This is a genomic window from Roseateles sp., from assembly GCF_019237615.1.
Taxonomy (GTDB): domain Bacteria; phylum Pseudomonadota; class Gammaproteobacteria; order Burkholderiales; family Burkholderiaceae_C; genus Pelomonas.
The window spans coordinates 1-14,366 of the sequence record NZ_JAFAGT010000088.1; the positions used below are offsets into that span (position 1 = coordinate 1).

The window sequence follows — 14,366 nt, forward strand, 5'->3', positions numbered from 1 at the left end:
CGCGAGCAAGGCATCTCGTCCCTCAACAGCGATGCCGAGCATCAGGTGTGGTTGAGCTCGCTCGGCATCGTGGAATGCATTGCCTACACGGCGTCACGTATCAAACGCTGAGCAGGCCGGCAAGGACGCCCACGACTTACCGCTTACCCTCGTCATGCACCCGCTTCACGTGCTGCGAAGCAGGCTGGTCAACCTCCACAAGCTCCCAGAAAAGCAGAATGACAAGGGCGAATTGCAACTGGTCCTGGCCATCGGAGTCGTTCGAGAGTTCCTGAAGAGGACGGCGGCGATCGAGCCCGCGGAGAGGGTGGCGACAGGCCGTAGCCCGATTCAGCGCTACGTCAACGACATCGTCATGATGGCCCGCGGCGACGCGGGCAAGAAAGTGGCCAAGCGGGCTGGCATCTACGTGGCTGATGCGATCGATCCGTCGCTGATCCCTGCAGGCCCTTTTTGGGAGAAGGCATGGCCGCGCATCAAACCCCTGATGTCGTCTGAATGGAGCGGCAAGTATTCCGCTCCCGGCGAAAAAGCGGTCGAGCCTGCCCCTTCGTCAGGGAGCAGAGGGTGACACGAGCATCGAGATCGTCAAGCAGCGCCTCAGCGCCGCGTGCCGGCGAGACGCGGCGAAAGTTGTCTTTCTCACTGGGCGATGGTGTCAGGGTAGGACGCATCAGTGGCGGCTCGCGCTGGGAAAAGCTCTCAAAAGCAAATGGCCACGAATCGCGCCAAGTGCCCGTCCCATCGACGGTTGGGCACTTGCTACCCATGAGCGTTCACAGCCCCGGAATCAGCGAGCGGTGAGTGGCCGCGCCGGTCATCGCGCCGTCGCCAACCGCAATGGCCACATTGGCAAATGCCAGTGCCGCGTCCCCGCAGGCGAACACGCCGGGCACGCTGGTTTCCATCAGCGTGCGGCGCAGATAGGGCCTGGCCGGCCCCTGCTCGAACTCGCAGCCCAGCTGCTCGGCCAGCGGGCTGGCCATGCGGGTGCGCGTGGCCGTGAACAGGCCGGCCAGCGGCACACGGCGGCCATCCTCCAGCTCCACGGTCATCTCTTCGCTGATGCGCGCGATCGGCACGGCCTCGACCGTCACGCCGCGCGCGGCCAGCGCCCGCGCCTGCTCGGCATCGGGCACGAAGGCGTCGTTCAGGAAAAACGTCGTCGGCCCCCAGTCGGGCAGCATCAGCGCGTGGTGCATGGACTGCGGGCCGCTCGCCAGCACGCCGATGGCGCCGCCACCAAGCTCGTAGCCATGGCAATAGGGGCAGTGGAAGACCGTCCGGCCCCAGCGCTGCATCAGGCCCTCGACGAGCGGCAGCTCGTCGACGACGCCGGTCGCCAGCACCAGGCGCTGCGCCCGCAGCGTGTCGCCGCCGACGTCGACCTCGAAGCCCTCACCCTGCCGGCGCGCCGCGGCCGCCAGGCCTTCGCGCCAGTCCACGTTGGGATAGGCCGCCAGCTGCACCCTCGCCTCGCACTGGATGTCGCCGGGCGCGCGGCCGTCCTGGCCGAGGAAGCCGTGCGAAGCGTCGGCGAAGCGGTTGCGCCGCTGGCCGGCATCGACCACGACGATGCGCCGGCGTGCCCGGGCGAGCTGCAGCGCAGCGGAGAGGCCGGCAAAGCTGCCGCCGACGACGAGGGCGTCATACATCATGGTTCAGGTCCTGGGTTGAGAGGCCGCGCTCCTGCATGCGGCGGTGGAAATCCTCGGCCAGCACGGACAGCTTGACGCCGTGCAGGCGCGCAACGAGCAAGGCCTCGGCCTCGGCATAGGCGGCGCCCAGCGCCGAATTGACGGCTTGCTCGACGAGGCAGGACGAACGCTCGTCGCGCAGTCCGGCGGCCAGGAAGGGCGGCGCGCCCAGGGCGGCGTGTACGTCGCCCAGCGTCATCGCCGACAGCGGGCAGCCCAGCACCCAGCCGCCGCCATGCCCCTTGGCCGACGCGACGAAGCCGGCGCGCCGCAGGCCCGCCATCAGCCGCCGCACGACGACGGGGTTGGTGTTCATCGCCCGCGCCAGCGTCTCGGAGGTCGCCGGAGCCCCGGTCTCCGCCATGTGGAGCAGCAGGTGCAGCACCCCGGAAAGTCGGCCGTCTCGTTTCATGCAACCATATTAGTTCCATGAAACAAACAGCACCGGGCCGGCCGCCCTTGCCCCCGCACTGGCCGGGGTCTTGCCCGCCGGCGCGGGCGGCCGTCGATTCGTCGGCGAATGGCGACGATTCGCCTGATCGCGGCAGCGCCGCCGGCCGCGGCCGTGTCTACTAGCGCCCGTTGCCCTTCGGGACCGAGCCCGCCCATGAGAACCCGCCGCCATCGCACCTACCCGCGCCGCCATCCCGGCAGTCGCATCGTCTTCGGCCTGGTCGTCATCGGCTTCGGCGTCCTGGCCCTGCTGGACAACCTCAAGGTCTTCGGCATGCCGCTGCTGCGCACCTTCTGGCCGCTGGTCTTCGTGCTGTTCGGCATGGCGCGGCTGGCCCGTCCCCGCCATGCCGGCAGCTGGCTGTTCGGCCTGGGGCTGGTCCTCATCGGCGGACTGCTGACGGCGCGCAACCTGGGTTATGCCGACTTCAACCCGCGCGACTGGTGGCCCGTCTTCGTCATCCTGCTGGGCCTGGCCATCCTGGCGCGCGGCCTGTTCCCGCGCCGGCGCCGGGAGACCTGCTTCCAGGCCTCCACGCTGGAGCATGGCGAGCGCATCGACGTCGACGCCAGCTTCAGCGCCATCAGCCAGCGCTACGACTCGCGCAGCTTCAAGGGTGGCCGCATCGCCAGCACCTTCGGCGGCGTGGAGGTGGACCTGAGCCAGGCCGCGATCGACGGCGCCGAGGCGCGGCTGGATATCTCCGCCAGCTTCAGCGGCGTCGAGCTGCGCGTGCCGCGCGACTGGCTGGTGGTGGTGGAGGTCTCGTCGACCTTCGGCGGCGTCGAGGACAAGACCGTCCCGCCCATGACGCCCGGCCCGCGCCTGGTGCTGCGCGGCGACGTGATGTTCGGCGGCGTCGAAATCAAGAACTGACACCGCCTTGCATCCGCTGCTGAACCATCTGCGCGGGCTGGCCGCCTACCTGCTGGCCTGGGTGCTGGCCGGCCTGGCCCTGGCCGCCCTGCTGCAGGCACTGGGCATCGCGCCGCTGGGCTGGGCCCTGCCCTGGACGGTGCCGCTGTGCGGCGTGCTCGCCTTCGTGCTGCTGGCCGTCTACTACCCCTGCCGCAGCCGCCCCTTCGGCAGCGTCGGCTGGGCGGCCGCGCTGGGCTATCGCGCCGGCCTGGTGCTGACGCTGGCCGCCGTCATGACAGCCCTGGCCGCCGGCTGGGACGCCGCCGGCGGCCTGTTCGGCCACCCCGAGGGCTGGGTCGGCCTGGGCCGCCGCGGCGTGGCGCTGCTGGGCGCGGGCCTGCTCGCGCTGCTGGCCCTGTCCGTGCTGGCGCACGACGTGCTGATCGCCTTCCAGGGCGCCCAGGCTGCCAGCGAGCGTGAGGCCCAGGCCCGGCTGCTGGCGCGCGACATGGAGCTGCAACTGCTGCGACTGCAGATCGACCCGCATTTCCTCTTCAACAGCCTGAACTCCATCAGCGCCCTCACCCACCTGGACCCGGCCGCCGCCCGCGCCATGGCCATAGACCTGGCGCAATTCTTCCGCCGCACGCTGGACCTCGCCGGCCGCGAGCGCATCCGGCTGGAGGACGAGCTGGGCCTGGTGTCGCATTACCTCGCCATTGAGCAGCAGCGCCTGGGCGACAAGCTGACGACCGCTGTCGACGCCGAGCCCGCCAGCCTGGACGCGCTGCTGCCACCGCTGACGCTGCAGCCGCTGGTGGAGAACGCCCTCAAGCACGGCCTGCGCCCGCGCGACGACGGTGGCCTGCTGCGCGTGCAGGCGCTGGCGCACGATGGCTGGCTGCACCTGGCCGTGCGCAACCCCGTCCCCGCCACGCCGTCCAAGGAAACCGGCCTGGGCCTGGGCCTGCGCAACCTCCGCGAACGCCTGGCGGCGCAATACCACGGCCGTGCCCGCATGCAATGGGGAGCCACGCCCGAGGGCTTCGCCGTCGAGATCTCACTGCCTTACGAAGCCTCGCCATGACCCTGCGCGCCCTCATCGCCGAAGACGAACAGCTGGCCCGCCGCCTGCTGGCCGAGTACCTGCGACCCCATGCCGACATCAGCCTCGTCGCCGAGGCGGACAACGGCCTGGACGCCGCACGCGCCATCACCGAACTCAAGCCCGATCTTGTCTTCCTCGATATCCAGATGCCCAAGCTCACCGGCCTGGAGGTGCTGGAGCTGACCGGCCGGCGCGACGGCATCATCTTCACGACGGCCTACGACCAGCATGCAATGCGCGCCTTCGAGCTGCACGCGGTGGACTACCTGCTCAAGCCCTTCTCGCAGGCCCGCTTCGACGCCGCACTGGAGCGCGCGCGATTGCTTCTGGGCCAGGCCGCGCCGGGGCTGGAGCAGCTGGTGGCGCCGGCCGGACCAGTGCTGGCGCGCGTGCTGGTGCGCGACGGCGATGGCATGCAGGTGCTGCCGGTCGACGACATTGCCTACATCGAGGCCCAGGCGGACCAGGTCGCCTTCCACGCCCAGGGCCGCGAGCACCTGAAGAACCAGCGCATCTCCGAGCTGGAGACCCAGCTGGACCCCACGCGCTTCGTGCGCGTGCATCGCTCCTTCATCATCAACCTGGCCGCGCTGCAAGGCCTGGAGCGCACCGACAGCGACGCCCATGTCGCCCGCATGAGGAACGGCAAGCGCATCCCCGTGAGCCGCAGCGGCTACGAGCGGCTGCGCAAGGCGATCTGAACGCGACGGGGCGAATGAGTGGCGAGGCCGGCCGCGCCGCCGCCGGCAACGCATTCGAGTCGCCCCAGCAGGCCGTCGCGGAGTCCGACTCCAGAACTTCCGGGCCAGCACCTCGCAGGCCACCAAGCCCCACAGGCCAGAACCTTTCGAGCTTGCCTCCCGGCACCCGCCGGAGCCCCGCTCAGACAGTACCGCCCAGGCCCGGCGTCTTCAACGGGCCTGGGCACCCCTCCATCAGGCCAGTGCCGGCGCCGGCAGCGGTAGGCCGTCCTGCGCGGCACCACGCCGAGGACGGCTGATTGCCGCGGCCAGGGCGAGGGCCAGCAGCACCAGCATCACGCTGGCCGGCTCGGGCACGTGGGCCAGCGGCGAGCCGTTGCTCAACAGGTCGAGCGCGGCCGCGCCCAGCATCGCGTGGGCGGCCTTGGTCGGATGGATCTGATCCCAGAACACCCAGCTGTCGGCATTGGCGCAGCTGATCTCGGTCAGGTTCAGGAAGCCCAGCGAACGGCACTGGCCGGTCGTGTTGCTGAAGCCGTACGAAGCCGGGTGGTCCAGCACATCGTTGAAGATCGAGAACACGTCGAGAAAGTAGATCGAGGCCGTGGTGTGGCTGTTGATCTCGTCCAGCATCGTCAGCAGCGTGTCATTCCACAGCTTGCTCACCTGCGAGGCCGAGCTGGCATTCGCGCCGGTGCGGAACTCGGGGATGCGGCCCAGGTCCGGCAGGTTGGGCACCAGCAGCGTGGTCGCACCCGAGTTCAGCAGGCCGGTCAGCACGCCGCTGAGGCTGCCGATCGCGCTCTGGATCGCGCTCAGGGGGTTGGCCTTGCCGACCAGGTCGCGAGCATCGTTGCCGCCGCCCCAGACGATGTACAGCGCGTTGGCGTCGGCGCCGCCGGCGCCCTTGCCCGAGGTGTACGAGGCGTACTGGTTCAGCACCCCGGCCGACTGGCCGCTGGCGTTGTCGATGCGCGCGCCGCCATGGGCGTAGTTGTTGCCGTTGCTGCGCGAACGCGTGGCCGGGGCCAGGCCCAGGCCGGTGGCCAGGCTCTCGTGCCAGACCGGGCCGTTGGAGAAGCGCCCGTTGGCGCCATAGCCGGCCGTATTGGCGATGATGGCATTGGTGCCCAGCACCGCCTGCGTGTTGCCGGTGTCGGACAGGCTGTCGCCGAACACGTAGATCGTGCTGAAGGACGGAACGGCATGGGCCGCGGGCAGGCACAGCGCCAGCGCCACCTTGACCAGGGCCGAGCGTATCCAGCCGGTACGGCTAACTATTGAACTCATTGTTGTCTCCATTTTTTTGGTTTAGCCCGGACCGATTTGAGGAAACACGACCCGCGACGTAAATCGCGGGGTTGAGCGGGGCACTAACCCGGGTTGACAAGGCCGCGGCCGTTCGCGCGCCGGCACCGCCTGACGGCGGCGTCATGGCCGGGAGTCAGGTCTCGGCGAAGGCGTCGCGGAAACCCGCGGGGATCGCGAACACGCTGGCGGCGACCGGCGCCTCGCTCACGGACAGCAGCCGCGATTCGCTGCGCTCGCCATCGCGGCGCTGCTCCTGCATCAGCAGCGGCAGCTGGCCGAGCTTGACGACCGGCAGCAGCGGATTGCCCTTGAGCACGGCCGGCAGTTGCGCCGCCGTCAGCCGGCTCAGATGCCCGTAGGCCTCGGACATCGCACCCAGCAACTCCAGCACCCCTTCGCCTCCCGGCACGCGGCGCGGCTCGGCGGCACAGACCCGGCCGGCGGCCGCGCCGCCGACGCGCATGTCGTGCCAGCGGCAATCGATGCCGGCAGCCCGTCCGCCCTGCGCCGCGGCGCCGAAGCTGAGCATCTCGCTGGCGGGCGCGGGCGGGCCGCCGAGCAACTCGGCCAGCGCGCCTTCGGCCCGGGCCCGCTCGGCCGGCGGCAGAGAGTCGATCCGCGCGCGCGTCTGGCGCATCGCCGCATTGACCTCGACGGCCAGCCGCTCAAGATGCGGCCGGTCGAGTTGCCGGTAGGTGCGCCCACCATGATCGAGCAGGATCAGCAGCCGGCTGGCACGCTGGTACAGCATGGTGGCCTGCCCGGCCTCGTTGAGCACCGCGACATGCGTCGGCGAGACCGCAATGCGCAGGCGCTCGCTGCGCGCGCCGACGCGCTGGTCGAACTCGAGCGTCGAACTGCCCGGTGCGGCAAGGGTCGAGGCGGGCAGCATCGTCAAGCTCATCGCGGACATGGTGGCGAGCAAGGTGAGGCGCATCGTCGCGAAGCATTCCATCTGGGGTCCCCAAGGCCGTGCCGTCTGGCTTGCCGTCCAGTATTGCCCGGCGAGCCCCCGGGGCCTCATAGAGGCTGCCCTGAGATCGTGCATGCATGTCCGATCTTCCGGCGAAAGCGATGCGCTGCGCGCCAAACCGCGTTGTTCGCACCGCACGGGGCCAAGACAGCCCGGCGCGCAATACTGTCGGCTGCGCAAGGCGATCCGCGCGATCAAGCCTCGCATGAAGGGCCCCACGCCGCTGCACGCCGGCGCCAGAATCGGGCGATGCGCCTCCTCGCCCCCGCCCTGCTCGCACTCGCGGCGCTCGCCGCCCATGCCGACGACCCGGCGCCCGCGGAGGCCCAACGCGGGCTCATCGCCCGGCCCAGCGGCCAGATCAAGGCAGCGGACGGCAGCATCGTCTGGGACTTCGCCGACTACGGCTTCGTCCAGGGTGACGCGCCGGCCACGGTGAACCCCAGCCTGTGGCGCCACGCCAGGCTCAACAACGAAATCGGGCTGTTCAAAGTCACGGACGGCCCGGCGGGCGGCATCTGGCAACTGCGCGGCTTCGACCTCGCCAACTTGACCCTGGTCGACGGCAAGACCGGCTGGATCGTCATCGACACGCTGTCGTCGGGCGAGACGGCCGCCGCGGCGATGGCCTTCGCGCGCCAGCACCTGGGCAACCGGCCCGTGTCGGCCATCGTCTTCACGCACAGCCATGCCGATCATTTCGGCGGCGCACTGGGCGTCATCACCCCCGAGGAGGCCGCCGCGCGGCGCGTGCCCGTCATTGCGCCCGCGGGCTTCATGGAGGAGGCGACCAGCGAGACCCTGCTCGTCGGCACCGCGATGGGCCGGCGCGCCACCTGGATGTACGGCAACCTGCTGCCGCGCAACGCGAACGGATCGGTCGACACCGGCCTGGGCAAGGCGCTCGCGCTCGGGCGCCTCGGCATGCTCGCGCCGACGCAGCTGGTCGAGGGCGAGCGCCAGGAGCTGGTCGTCGACGGCCGCCGCCTGGTCTTCCACAACGTGCCCGGCAGCGAGGCCCCGGCCGAGTTCGTCATCGAGCTGCCGGAGTTCAAGGCGTTCTGCGGTGCCGAGCTGCTCAGCCACAACCTGCACAACCTGCTGACCCCGCGCGGCGCCAAGGTGCGCGACGCGCTGCGCTGGGCCGGCTACCTCGACGCCGCGCAGGACTGGGTGGCCGGTGCCGACGTCGTCTTCAACAGCCACCAGTGGCCCGTATGGGGCGAGGCCCGCATCCACCGGTTCATCGGCGCCCAGGCCGACGTCTACCGCTTCATCCACGACCAGACCGTTCGCGGCATCAACCAGGGCCTCAACGCCGAGGAGATCGCCGAGCAGATCCGGCTGCCCAGGGCCCTGCGGGACGAGTTCGACGTGCGCGGCTACTACGGCGAGCTGAAGTTCAACGTGCGCGCCGTCTACCAGTTCTACCTGGGCTTCTTCGACGGCCACCCCAGCCACCTGGATCCGCTGCCGCCGGTCGAGGCCGCGCGCCGCTACGTGAAGCTGGCCGGCGGCATCGACAAGCTGGTGAGCGCCGCCCAGGCCGCGTTCGATGCGGGCGACCACCGCTGGGCGGCTGAACTGCTGCGTCATGCCGTGCTGGCCGATGCCGGCAACGCAGCGGCCCGCGAGCTGCTGGCCAGGACCTTCGAGCAGCTCGCGTGGGCCGCCGAGTCTGCGCCGCAGCGCAACATCTACCTGTCCGGCGCGCTGGAGCTGCGCGGCGGCGGCGGGTCCAGGGGCCTGGGCCTGGCGGCGCTGGGCGACCTGCTGCAGCACGTGCCCATCGCACGCTTCATCGAGCGCTCGGCCGCGTCGCTGGACCCGGTCCGGGCCGAGGGCGTGAACCTGAAGATCAACCTCGTCTTCAGCGACCTCGGCGAGACCTATGTGCTGAGCGTCGCCAACTCGGTGCTGCGCTACCGCAAGGGCGTGGCCGACGCGGATGCCAACGCGACGTTGACACTGCCCAAGGCCGTCTACCTGCGGCTGCTGGGCGGCCAGCTCACGGCCCGCGAGGCGCTGGCAAGCGGCGACGTGCAGGTGGGCGGCAATCCCCTGGCGCTGGGCCGCTTCTTCGGCCTCTTCCAGGCCGCGAGCGGCAACTTTCCCATCGTCACGCGCTGACGGCAGCTCGCGTCCAGGCTCCGTCCTACAGGCTGCGCGCGAACCGGCGGCCAGACTTCGGGCATGCGCTGGCTCGAATCGATACGCCCGCTCGGGCGCGTGCTGCGGCTGACCTTCGACGGCTTCCTGGCCAACCGCGGCCCGCGCATGGGCGCCGCGCTGGCCTACTACACGCTGTTCTCGCTGGCACCGCTGCTGCTCATCGTCGTCTCCGTGGCCGGCCTGGTCTGGGGCGGTGACGCGGTGCGCGGCGAACTCTTCGACCAGCTCGCCCGCCTGTTCGGCAGCGCCGCCGCCTCGACGGTGCAGGCGCTGCTGAAGACGGTCTCATGGCCCGCCGGTGGCTGGCTCAACACCGTGCTGGGCCTGGGCCTGATGCTGGTGGGTGCGACGACGATGTTCGCCGAGCTGCAAGACGCGCTGGACACCATCTGGCGCGTGCCGGCCCGGCCCGTGCAGGGCTGGCTGAACTGGTTGCGCACGCGGCTGCTGAGCTTCGGCCTCATCCTGGGCCTGAGCTTCCTGGTGCTGGTGTCGCTGCTGCTGGACGCCGTGCTGTCGGCCGCCCAGTCCTTCTGGCAGCCCTGGTTCGGCGACTGGCTGCGCGTCGCGGCCATCGCCAACGCCCTCATCAGCCAGGGCCTGGTCGTCGCCGTGTTCGCGTTGATCTTCAAGTGGATGCCGCGCGTGCGCGTCGCCTGGCGCGACGTGCTGCTGGGCGCCCTGGTGACCGCCGGGCTGTTCGCGCTGGGGCGCCACGGCATCGGCAGCTATCTGCGGCACAGCGGCGTGGCCTCGGGCTTCGGCGCGGCGGCCTCGGTGGTGGCGCTGCTGGTGTGGGTCTACTTCTCCGCGCAGATCCTGCTGATAGGCGCCGAGTTCACCTGGGCCTATGCCCGCGTGCTGGGTTCGCGGCGCGACATGCCGGAGCAGGCACACTGGCAGCCCGACTCCCCTCCCCCGCCCCGATGACCCTCACCACCGACGACGGCCTGAAGCTCCATCTCCGCCACTGGCCCGCCGCGGCGCCCACGCGCGGCCAGGTGCTCATCGTGCATGGCCTGGGCGAGCACATCGAGCGCCATGCCGCTGTCGCGGCGGCGCTGAATGCGGCCGGCTGGGACGTGCACGGCTGGGACCACCGCGGCCATGGCAAGAGCGAGGGCCGGCGCGGCGACATTCCCGAGCATGACGCGCTGCTGCGCGACACGGCCCGCGTCATCGACGCGGTGCGCCGACCCGGCGCCCGCCTGGTGCTGCTGGGCCACAGCATGGGTGGCCTTGTCGCCGGACGCTTCGCCGCCGAGGCGCTGACGGGCCGGCCGGCGGCGTGGAGCCGCCCGCTGGACGGCCTGGTGATGTCCTCGCCGGCCCTGGACGCCGGCCTCAACACCGGCCAGAGGCTGGCCCTCGCGCTGGCCGGCGCACTGGCGCCGGGCCTGGCCGTCAGCAATGGCCTGAAGCCCGAATGGATCTGCCACGACGCCGTGGTCGTGCGGGCCTATGTCGCGGACCCGCTGGTGCACGACCGCATCACCGCGCGGCTGACGCGCTTCATCGTTGACGCTGGCGCCCACGTCCTGGACGCCGCGCCGCGCTGGGCGCTGCCGACGCTGCTGATGTGGGCCGGAGCCGACCGCTGCGTGGCGCCGCGCGGCAGCGCGGCCTTCGCCGCCGCCGCGCCCGCAGGCGTCGTCGCGAGCCGCCCCTGGCCGGGCCTGGCGCACGAGATCTTCAACGAGCCAGAGAAGGCCGCGGTGCTGGCGGCGCTCACGGACTGGCTGGACGCCTGATCGCGTCCAGGCGGTCCACCACCAGCTCCAGCCGCAGCAGCGGATTGTCCAGCGCCATCAGTCGCTGGCGCGCCTCCAGCGGCATGGGCAGCAGCTCGGCCCAGCGGTTGGACAACCAGCCGGCGTCGCCCCACCGGCAGGGCGGCTGCACCGGCAGGTCCTCGGCGGCGGCGCGCTGCGCCCAGCCGGCCATCAGGTCCTGCAGCTGCAGCGCTGCGGCGCCGAGGTCCTCGGGTACGGCCACGGCCGCATCGTCCGCCAGCGGCTCCAGCCGGCCGACCCACAGGCCATGGCTCAGGCGGCGGCTCTGCAGCAGCCGGAAGCGCTGCGCGCCGCGCGCGCGGATCTGGATGAGGCCGGGCTGGGGGCGTTCGAACTGCGCGATGCGCGCCAGCGTGCCGATGTCGTGGAAGGACTCGGCCTTGAAGCCCTCGCCCTCGCGCCGGCGCACCTCGTCGCCGGCCGTCAGCGCGATGACGCCGAAGGGCTCACCGCGGGCATGGCAGCGCTGCACCATGTCCAGATAGCGCGGCTCGAAGATGCGCAGCGGCAGGTGGCCGTCGGGGAACAGCACCGAGCGCAGCGGGAACAGCGGCATCTCGGTGTCGTGCATGGCTCAGCGGGTCTTGTCCGCGATGCGCTGGCGCAGCAGCGGCAGCATCGCCAGCGCCGCCTCGCGTCCGGCCTGAACCGAGCGGCGGCGGGCCGTGAAGTCGGCGCTGCCTATGCCGTCCAGCCGGGGCCGGATGACGACGTCGGCCTCGCGCAGCTCGAACGTGTTGATGCTGCGGCCCATGATGGAGAAAGTCTGCATCAGCATGCGGAAGGCGTCGCCGGGCGGGTCTTTCTCGGGCGGCGACGTGATGTCCACGGCGACGACCAGCTGCGCCCCCATCTCGCGGGCGAAGCGCACCGGCACCGGCGACACCAGGCCGCCGTCGACATACTCGCGCTGGCCGATGCGCACCGGCTGGAACACCGCCGGCACGGCGCTGGACGCGCGCACGGCCGTGCCGGTGTCGCCGCTGCGGAACAGGATGGCCGAGCCATCGGCCAGGTCGGTGGCGACGATGCCCAGCGGCAGCGCCATCTGGTCGATGTTCTTGCCGCCGGTCTTGTCGCGGATGTAGCGCGCCAGCGCCTCTCCGCGGATCAGGCCACGCAGCGGGAAGGACCAGTCGGTGATGGCGCCCTCGTCCATGGTCTCGGCAAGCTGCTGCATCTCCTTGCCGCTCTTGCCGGAGGCGTAGAGCGACGCCACCAGGCTGCCGGCCGAGGTGCCGGCGACCAGGTCCACCTTGATGCCGTTCTCCTCCAGCACCTGGATGACGCCGATGTGGGCGAAGCCGCGCGCGGCGCCGCCGCCCAGGGCCAGGCCCAGGCGCGGCGGCCGGGGGGCCGGCTTGACGACGGGCGGGGGCTCGGGCGTCGGCACGACGACCGGCGGCGGCGGGCTTTGCAGCATGGAGCAGCCGGCGAGGAACGTGATCAGGGCGGCAAGCCCGGCGCGGCGGAGAAAGGCAGGAGTCATGTCGAAAACGGGTTGGCGCGGCGCACGATAACCGAGGCGGGCCTGACGCCCGGCGCCAGGCGCCAGCCCCGCTTCAGCCGAGCTTGTAGCTTTGCAGGTGGATGCTGGTCTCTGTGCCGGCGATGCCCTTGATGAGGCGCACCCGCTCCAGCACGTCGGCCAGCTCCTGCAGGCTGGAGCTGCGGATCTCGGCCAGCAGGTCCCAGCGGCCGTTGGTGTCGAACAGGCCGGTGATGCCGGGCTCGCCCAGCAGCATGGCGACGACCTCGCGGGTGCGGTTGCCCTCCACGGTGATGCTCATCCAGGCGGTGATCTGGTCGGGCACGGTGTCGGGCCGCAGGCGCACCGTGTAGCCGGTGATGACACCGTCGTCCTCCAGCCGGGCGATGCGGTTGGTGACGGTGCCGCGCGAGACCTTGAGCCGGGCCGCCAGCGTGGCGACGCTGGCCCGGGCGTCGGTGCGCAGCAGGGCGAGGAGTTGCTGGTCCAGGGCGTCCATATCGATCAGATCGTCAATATGCATTGCCATTCTGACAAATCACACCGCATTCGGCGACAGGAGTTGCGCTTCTGTTTGGCGGGCCGCCTGCAAAGAATGGACGCAAACGCCTCAAGGAGACCGACATGACCACCGTCCTGACGACCCGGGACGTCGCCTGCATCGCGCAGCGCGTGGGACTTCCCGACCTGCCGCGCCGCCTCGTCGCCTGTCTCGAAGCGGACTACCTGCGCTGGGCCGAGTTCGACAAGACGCCGCGCGTCGCCACCCATTCGCCGGACGGCGTCATCGAGCTGATGCCCATCGCCGACGCCAGCCTCTACAGCTTCAAGTACGTCAACGGCCACCCCAGGAACCACCGCGTCGGCCTGCCGACCGTGATGGCCTTCGGCGTGCTCGCCGATGTGGCCACCGGCGCCCCCCTCCTGCTCTCCGAGCTGACGCTGACGACGGCGCTGCGTACCGCGGCCACGTCCGCCATGGTCGCCAGGCACTGGCCCGCCCCGACAGCCGCGTGATGGCGCTGATCGGCAACGGCGCGCGGAGCGAGTTCCAGGCCCCGGCCTTCCACCACCTGCTGGGCATACGCGAGCTGCGCCTGTTCGACATCGACCCCGCCGCCACGGCCCGGCTGGTGCGCCACCTGCAGGCCACACCGGGCCTGGTGCAGACCGTCTGCAACTCGGCGGCCGAGGCCGTGCGCGGCGCCGACATCGTCACCACCGCGGCGGCCGACAAGAGCAGCGCCACCATCCTGACGCCCGACATGGTCCAGCCCGGCATGCACGTCAACGGCGTAGGCGGCGACTGCCCCGGCAAGACCGAACTGCACCCCGGCGTGCTGGCGGCGGCGCGCGTCGTCGTCGTCGAGTACGAGCCGCAGTCGCGCGTCGAGGGTGACGTGCAGCAGATGCCGGCCGACTTCCCCGTCGCCGAGTTCTGGCGCGTGCTGGCCGGCCGCCCCCCGGGCGCGAGTCGTCGGAGCAGGTCACCGTGTTCGACTCGGTCGGCTTCGCGCTGGAGGACTTCTCGGCGCTGCGCCTGCTGCGCGACCTCGGCGCCCAGCTGGGCCTGGGCGCGCCGCTGGACCTGATCCCGCAGATGGCCGACCCCAAGGAGCTGTTCGGCGAACTGCACCTGAACGGAAAGCTGCAGGTCGCCTGAGGGCTCTTTGATCGTTAGTTAGTGACAGGCTCACGCCCTGAGCCAGCCGGCCACCAGACTGGTCGCACGAGCCCCATGTGGAGGGCCGCTGGAGCTGGCGATGGACGCGAAGGAATTGAAGCAGTGGCTGAGTTCGGTGTCGCGGCT

14 protein-coding genes and 1 pseudogene are annotated in these 14,366 nt (G+C 71.0%); 8 read left to right on the top strand and 7 right to left on the bottom strand.

All coding sequences use genetic code 11. From position 1 onward, the window contains the following. Window positions 1-154 precede the first annotated feature (154 nt). A complete protein-coding gene (locus JOY88_RS18555; RefSeq protein ID WP_293504119.1) occupies window positions 155-571 on the top strand; it encodes a hypothetical protein in 417 nt (138 codons plus the stop codon). A 205-nt stretch (window positions 572-776) separates the two neighbouring features. Here the strand turns inward: JOY88_RS18555 and JOY88_RS18560 are convergent, their stop codons facing one another. After that, window positions 777-1,658, bottom strand: coding sequence for an NAD(P)/FAD-dependent oxidoreductase (locus tag JOY88_RS18560; protein WP_293504120.1), 882 nt, complete (start codon window positions 1,656-1,658; stop codon window positions 777-779). Then, complete coding sequence (locus JOY88_RS18565) at window positions 1,648-2,109, bottom strand: RrF2 family transcriptional regulator (RefSeq protein WP_293504121.1); 462 nt, start codon at window positions 2,107-2,109, stop codon at window positions 1,648-1,650. The genes JOY88_RS18560 and JOY88_RS18565 overlap by 11 nt, the downstream gene beginning before the upstream one ends. A 195-nt stretch (window positions 2,110-2,304) precedes the next feature. Between JOY88_RS18565 and JOY88_RS18570 the strand changes: the two genes are divergently transcribed. The 3 genes from JOY88_RS18570 to JOY88_RS18580 are packed head-to-tail and all read left to right on the top strand — an operon-like array spanning window position 2,305 to window position 4,818. Beyond that, on the top strand, window positions 2,305-3,027 hold the full coding sequence (locus tag JOY88_RS18570; RefSeq protein ID WP_293504122.1) for a LiaI-LiaF-like domain-containing protein: 723 nt from the start codon (window positions 2,305-2,307) through the stop codon (window positions 3,025-3,027). A gap of 7 nt (window positions 3,028-3,034) precedes the next feature. After that, window positions 3,035-4,096, top strand: coding sequence for a sensor histidine kinase (locus JOY88_RS18575; protein WP_293504123.1), 1,062 nt, complete (start codon window positions 3,035-3,037; stop codon window positions 4,094-4,096). Further along, window positions 4,093-4,818: a LytR/AlgR family response regulator transcription factor gene (locus tag JOY88_RS18580; protein WP_367269822.1), complete on the top strand. Its 726-nt coding sequence runs from the start codon at window positions 4,093-4,095 to the stop codon at window positions 4,816-4,818. Before JOY88_RS18575 ends, JOY88_RS18580 begins: the two co-directional genes overlap by 4 nt. Window positions 4,819-5,052: 234 nt before the next feature. On the opposite strand, the gene JOY88_RS18585 is transcribed toward JOY88_RS18580, so the two are convergent. Continuing rightward, window positions 5,053-6,108, bottom strand: coding sequence for an SGNH/GDSL hydrolase family protein (locus tag JOY88_RS18585; protein WP_293504124.1), 1,056 nt, complete (start codon window positions 6,106-6,108; stop codon window positions 5,053-5,055). A 154-nt stretch (window positions 6,109-6,262) separates the two neighbouring features. After that, window positions 6,263-7,300: a hypothetical protein gene (locus JOY88_RS18590; RefSeq protein ID WP_293504125.1), complete on the bottom strand. Its 1,038-nt coding sequence runs from the start codon at window positions 7,298-7,300 to the stop codon at window positions 6,263-6,265. A gap of 51 nt (window positions 7,301-7,351) precedes the next feature. On the opposite strand from JOY88_RS18590, the gene JOY88_RS18595 reads away from it, so the two are divergent. The 3 genes from JOY88_RS18595 to JOY88_RS18605 all read left to right on the top strand — a co-directional run bounded on the left by JOY88_RS18595 (window position 7,352) and on the right by JOY88_RS18605 (window position 11,025). Beyond that, window positions 7,352-9,232 (top strand): alkyl/aryl-sulfatase, encoded by a 1,881-nt coding sequence (locus JOY88_RS18595; RefSeq protein WP_293504126.1) that lies wholly within the window; start codon window positions 7,352-7,354, stop codon window positions 9,230-9,232. A 63-nt stretch (window positions 9,233-9,295) separates the two neighbouring features. Further along, a complete protein-coding gene (locus tag JOY88_RS18600; protein ID WP_293504127.1) occupies window positions 9,296-10,204 on the top strand; it encodes a YihY/virulence factor BrkB family protein in 909 nt (302 codons plus the stop codon). Continuing rightward, window positions 10,201-11,025, top strand: a complete 825-nt coding sequence (locus tag JOY88_RS18605; protein ID WP_293504128.1) for an alpha/beta hydrolase — start codon at window positions 10,201-10,203, stop codon at window positions 11,023-11,025. Before JOY88_RS18600 ends, JOY88_RS18605 begins: the two co-directional genes overlap by 4 nt. Here JOY88_RS18605 and JOY88_RS18610 read toward each other — a convergent pair. The 3 genes from JOY88_RS18610 to JOY88_RS18620 form a co-directional block, all read right to left on the bottom strand. Then, complete coding sequence (locus JOY88_RS18610; protein ID WP_293504129.1) at window positions 11,003-11,638, bottom strand: LON peptidase substrate-binding domain-containing protein; 636 nt, start codon at window positions 11,636-11,638, stop codon at window positions 11,003-11,005. The genes JOY88_RS18605 and JOY88_RS18610 overlap by 23 nt on opposite strands. A gap of 3 nt (window positions 11,639-11,641) precedes the next feature. Continuing rightward, entirely contained in the window at window positions 11,642-12,556 is a 915-nt protein-coding gene (locus tag JOY88_RS18615) for a patatin-like phospholipase family protein (RefSeq protein WP_293504130.1), read from the bottom strand. A gap of 73 nt (window positions 12,557-12,629) precedes the next feature. Beyond that, window positions 12,630-13,055, bottom strand: a complete 426-nt coding sequence (locus JOY88_RS18620; protein WP_293504132.1) for an Lrp/AsnC family transcriptional regulator — start codon at window positions 13,053-13,055, stop codon at window positions 12,630-12,632. Between the two features lie 125 nt (window positions 13,056-13,180). Here JOY88_RS18620 and ocd point away from each other — a divergent pair. Beyond that, a pseudogene (gene ocd, locus JOY88_RS18625) lies at window positions 13,181-14,219 on the top strand (ornithine cyclodeaminase). The last annotated feature ends 147 nt before the right edge of the window (window positions 14,220-14,366 follow it).

What these genes read in the sequence shown, in the direction of transcription:
- JOY88_RS18555 (WP_293504119.1), top strand. Translation starts at nt 155, where the DNA reads ATGCACCCGCTTCACGTGCTGCGAAGCAGGCTGGTCAACCTCCACAAG.
- JOY88_RS18560 (WP_293504120.1), bottom strand. Translation starts at nt 1,658, where the DNA reads ATGATGTATGACGCCCTCGTCGTCGGCGGCAGCTTTGCCGGCCTCTCC.
- JOY88_RS18565 (WP_293504121.1), bottom strand. Translation starts at nt 2,109, where the DNA reads ATGAAACGAGACGGCCGACTTTCCGGGGTGCTGCACCTGCTGCTCCAC.
- JOY88_RS18570 (WP_293504122.1), top strand. Translation starts at nt 2,305, where the DNA reads ATGAGAACCCGCCGCCATCGCACCTACCCGCGCCGCCATCCCGGCAGT.
- JOY88_RS18580 (WP_367269822.1), top strand. Translation starts at nt 4,093, where the DNA reads ATGACCCTGCGCGCCCTCATCGCCGAAGACGAACAGCTGGCCCGCCGC.
- JOY88_RS18585 (WP_293504124.1), bottom strand. Translation starts at nt 6,108, where the DNA reads ATGAGTTCAATAGTTAGCCGTACCGGCTGGATACGCTCGGCCCTGGTC.
- JOY88_RS18595 (WP_293504126.1), top strand. Translation starts at nt 7,352, where the DNA reads ATGCGCCTCCTCGCCCCCGCCCTGCTCGCACTCGCGGCGCTCGCCGCC.
- JOY88_RS18600 (WP_293504127.1), top strand. Translation starts at nt 9,296, where the DNA reads ATGCGCTGGCTCGAATCGATACGCCCGCTCGGGCGCGTGCTGCGGCTG.
- JOY88_RS18605 (WP_293504128.1), top strand. Translation starts at nt 10,201, where the DNA reads ATGACCCTCACCACCGACGACGGCCTGAAGCTCCATCTCCGCCACTGG.
- JOY88_RS18610 (WP_293504129.1), bottom strand. Translation starts at nt 11,638, where the DNA reads ATGCACGACACCGAGATGCCGCTGTTCCCGCTGCGCTCGGTGCTGTTC.
- JOY88_RS18615 (WP_293504130.1), bottom strand. Translation starts at nt 12,556, where the DNA reads ATGACTCCTGCCTTTCTCCGCCGCGCCGGGCTTGCCGCCCTGATCACG.
- JOY88_RS18620 (WP_293504132.1), bottom strand. Translation starts at nt 13,055, where the DNA reads ATGGACGCCCTGGACCAGCAACTCCTCGCCCTGCTGCGCACCGACGCC.